At 67.8% G+C, this 3,473-nt stretch carries 3 protein-coding genes; 1 reads left to right on the top strand and 2 read right to left on the bottom strand.

The genetic code is table 11. The features are described from left to right. Positions 1-55: 55 nt before the first annotated feature. Together GA0115259_RS22790 and GA0115259_RS22785 are read right to left on the bottom strand one after the other, a co-directional pair. Entirely contained in the window at positions 56-691 is a 636-nt protein-coding gene (locus tag GA0115259_RS22790; protein WP_202450256.1) for a uracil-DNA glycosylase, read from the bottom strand. Positions 692-899: 208 nt separating this feature from the next. Then, positions 900-1,643 (bottom strand): class I SAM-dependent DNA methyltransferase, encoded by a 744-nt coding sequence (locus GA0115259_RS22785; protein ID WP_093600318.1) that lies wholly within the window; start codon positions 1,641-1,643, stop codon positions 900-902. A gap of 185 nt (positions 1,644-1,828) precedes the next feature. Between GA0115259_RS22785 and GA0115259_RS22780 the strand changes: the two genes are divergently transcribed. Next, a complete protein-coding gene (locus tag GA0115259_RS22780) occupies positions 1,829-3,217 on the top strand; it encodes a geranylgeranyl reductase family protein (protein ID WP_093600315.1) in 1,389 nt (462 codons plus the stop codon). Positions 3,218-3,473 lie beyond the last annotated feature (256 nt).

Below are 3,473 nucleotides of genomic sequence, written 5' to 3'. Positions count from 1 at the left end.
GCAGCGAGCGCGTGTGCCGGGCGTCGCGGGCCAGGCGGGACTTTCGAAACACGCCCTAGCCGCGGTTGAGGGCGGCGAGTTGGGTGGCGAAGATACGGGCGCCGCCTTGGGCGGGGTGGCGTACGGCCGCTGCGGTGACGCCGTTGCGGGCGAGGGCGTACTGGGATTTGCGGCCGACGGCGATGACCGTGGTGATGGAGAAGGCCTCCGCCAGCGCGAGGACAATCGGTACGCCATCGGCGATTTCGGCGGCCCGAGGCGTGCGGTTGGACTCGGGGCGGCCGGGCTCGTGCGGGTGGTTGGGGTAGACCGGCCAGGAGATCGGCAGCGGGCCCTGCCAGTCGGCCAGCGCGCTCCACACGGCGGCCGAGGACGCCTCCCAGGTGTACGCGGGCGCCACGGGCAGTTCAAAACCGTCGCCCTCCGGAGCACCGGTGATCAGTCCTGGGCGGGCGGTGAGCTGACGCATGCTCATGAACGGAACGCCGGAGATGGTGTGACCACGGTATCCGGGAGCCTCACCGACCAGGAGTACGGTGGGCCGGATGTCCGCCATCAGCTCAAGGTAGTGGCGCAGATTGCGGTCACGCAGCCGACCGTACTCGTCCGGTCCGTGGAGGGACTCCGCGTCGTCCGGGACGGGAAGGGCGTGCAGCAGCTCCCAGAACCGGTCGGTGTCGATCGCCTTCATCGTCGGCGCCCTTTCCAGCGCCCGCCGTGCCGTCGGGACGGGCGGGCTTCGGATACGTACGACCGCGAGTCTACGACCGGTCCGCTGGTGCCGATGGGTGCCGATGGGCTGTCGGCCGCGCGGCGGCCCACGCTCCTTATGCCTTTACGGGCGACTGCGCCGGCGTCCCGACCGGTGGTCGTCGGCCTCACTCCCCGTCAGCTCGCGCTCAGTCGGCAAGCTTCTCCCAGATCGAGACGTGCTGGCGGCTGTCGTTCGTCAACGGGTCCCGCGTCCATCCCTCCCACCGCCCGCGCAGCCGTAGCCCGGCGAGCTGGGCCATCAGATCGAGTTCGGCCGGCCAGACATACCGGAAGGGAATGGATCGGTACTCGCCACGGCCGTCGACAACATCGATGTAGTTCGAGCTCATGGTCTGGGTGGCGAGGTCGTCGTAGATGTCGAACGCCCACTGTGTAGGGCTCACATGGAACGGTACGGCGTTCTGCCCCGGCGGCAGCTTTCGCAGTTCGGGGATCATGACCTCGATCACGAAACACCCTCCGGGTTCGAGATGGGCCGCGACATTGCGGAAGCACGCCACCTGCGCCTCCTGTGTGGTCAGATTCATGATCGTGTTGAAGACCAGATACGCGACGGAGAACGTCCCGTCCACCTTCGTCGTCGCGAAGTCACCGATGGTCACACCGATCGCGTCGCCGCCCGGCTTGGCGCGCAGCCGGGCGACCATCGCCTGTGACATGTCGATACCGTGGACCGGGACACCGCGGCGCGACAGCGGCAGCGCGATACGTCCTGTACCGATACCCAGCTCAAGTGCCCTGCCCTGACCGGCGAATTCCGCCAGAACGTCGACCGTCGCCTCCACGGCGCTCGGCTCGAACGGGCCTCCTGACGAATCGTCGTACGTCGCCGCAACACGCTCATCGAAGTAGCCGTCGTGATCATCCATAGCCGGGACCGTACTGCAGAGGACGTCCACGGCACTCGGCATTTCTTCTCCGGTCACTCTGCGGCGGTCGGATGACTCTCTCCTCGGTCTCCTTCGTCTTGCGGAGTGTCATGGCCGATGATGATGTACAGGGCTGCGTCTGTGTCTTCGGTGCGGCATCGGCTGTCCCAGGAAGGGAGTTCCTGATGAGGGAAACGACATCGGACCGGTCCTCACCGGATGACCAGCCCCGCCGTGCCTCGGGGGAAGTCTCCTCCGGGGAAATCGCCTCTGGGGAAGTCGCCTCGAAGGAAGAGGCCGAGGTGATCGTGGTGGGAGCGGGACCTGCGGGCTCGTCCGCCGCCTTTCATCTCGCGAAGGCGGGCGTCGATGTGTTGCTGCTGGAGAAGTCCCACTTCCCTCGCGAAAAGGTGTGCGGAGACGGTCTGACCCCGCGGGCGGTGTACCAGCTCATTCGGATGGGCATCGATATCAACTCCCCGGGCTGGATGCGTTCACGCGGAATGCGCTGGGTGGCCGGAGACCATCGGGTGCATATCGACTGGCCCGATCTGGGGCGCTATCCGGATTTCGGTCTCTCGCGCAGTCGGCATGATTTCGACGACATCCTGGCCCGGAACGCGGTAGCCGCCGGGGCGCGGCTGCGCAGCGGGGTGAAGGTGACGCATCCCGTGACCGATCGCGCCGGTCGCATCATCGGCGTGACCGGCGTGACCGGCGCCTCCGCAGTCGCCGGAGGGCCGGAACCCGCGGTCTACCGTGCGCCGATCGTCGTCGCCGCCGACGGCGCCTCCGCCCGGCTCGCTCTCGCCATGGGCCTGGAGCGGGACAAGAGCCGGCAGATAGCGACGGCCGCTCGCCGTTATTACCACAGTGCCGAGCGTTCTCAGGAGGAGTATCTGGAGCTCTGGGCCGATCTCCGTTTTCCCGGGAGCGACCGCTATCTGCCCGGATACGGCTGGATCTTTCCGATGGGTGACGGCCGGGTCAATGTAGGGCTCGGCGCGCTGCCTCACCGGCGGTACGGAAAAGCGGATCTGCGGGCCGCGTTGGCGCAATGGCTGGCCCGTACGCCTCATGCGTGGGGACTACGTGACGAGAACGCCGACGGCCCTGTCAGAAGCGCGGCTCTGCCTCTCGGTTTCAACCGCCATCCGCTGTACACCCGTGGGCTGATCCTGGTCGGCGACTCGGGCGGGATGGTCAGCCCGTGGAACGGCGAGGGCATCGGCCAGGCCATGGAAGCCGGCGAGGTCGCGGCGGAGAGCGCCGCGCTGGCGCTGGCCCTCCCCCAGGGACCGAGGCGGGAGCGCGCGCTGCGCCACTACCCGGTCGAGATGAACCGCCGCTGGGGACGCTACTACCGTCTCGGCAACGCCGCCGCCGACCTCGTCTTCAGCCGCTCGGGCTTCCAGCCGGTCCTCAACCGCTACGTCATGGGCTCGCCCTTCCTGCTCAAGACGCTGGCGCGCCTGCTCGCCAACCTCACCGACAAGCCCTCGCAGGACATGATCGACCATGTACTCAATACGATCGTCCGCCTGGTCCCGTCACCACGGACGGTCCGCCGCTGAGAAACTCGCCCGCGGCGCTGCTCCGTCGGTCGGTTGCGGGTACAGGTGTCCGGTATTGAGCCGCGCTGTTGTGTGTGATCCGGCCAATCCCGGTATGTGGCCAGGGCGTGTGATGGGGTGTGAGGGACGCACCCCATTTCCTTGGAAGGACGCCTGTCATGCAACGTTCCTTCGCACGCCGGAGCTTGTTGGGAGCAGCCGCCGCCGTCGGTGGCGCGGCGCTTCTGGGTCCGCTGGGCGGTACGGCAGGCGCCCC

This window comes from Streptomyces sp. MnatMP-M17 (genome assembly GCF_900091995.1).
GTDB lineage: Bacteria > Actinomycetota > Actinomycetes > Streptomycetales > Streptomycetaceae > Streptomyces.
Note: the sequence above shows the minus strand (reverse complement) of the source record. Positions and strands in the feature narration are given on the sequence as shown.

What these genes read in the sequence shown, in the direction of transcription:
- GA0115259_RS22785 (WP_093600318.1), bottom strand. Translation starts at nt 1,643, where the DNA reads ATGGATGATCACGACGGCTACTTCGATGAGCGTGTTGCGGCGACGTAC.
- GA0115259_RS22790 (WP_202450256.1), bottom strand. Translation starts at nt 691, where the DNA reads ATGAAGGCGATCGACACCGACCGGTTCTGGGAGCTGCTGCACGCCCTT.
- GA0115259_RS22780 (WP_093600315.1), top strand. Translation starts at nt 1,829, where the DNA reads ATGAGGGAAACGACATCGGACCGGTCCTCACCGGATGACCAGCCCCGC.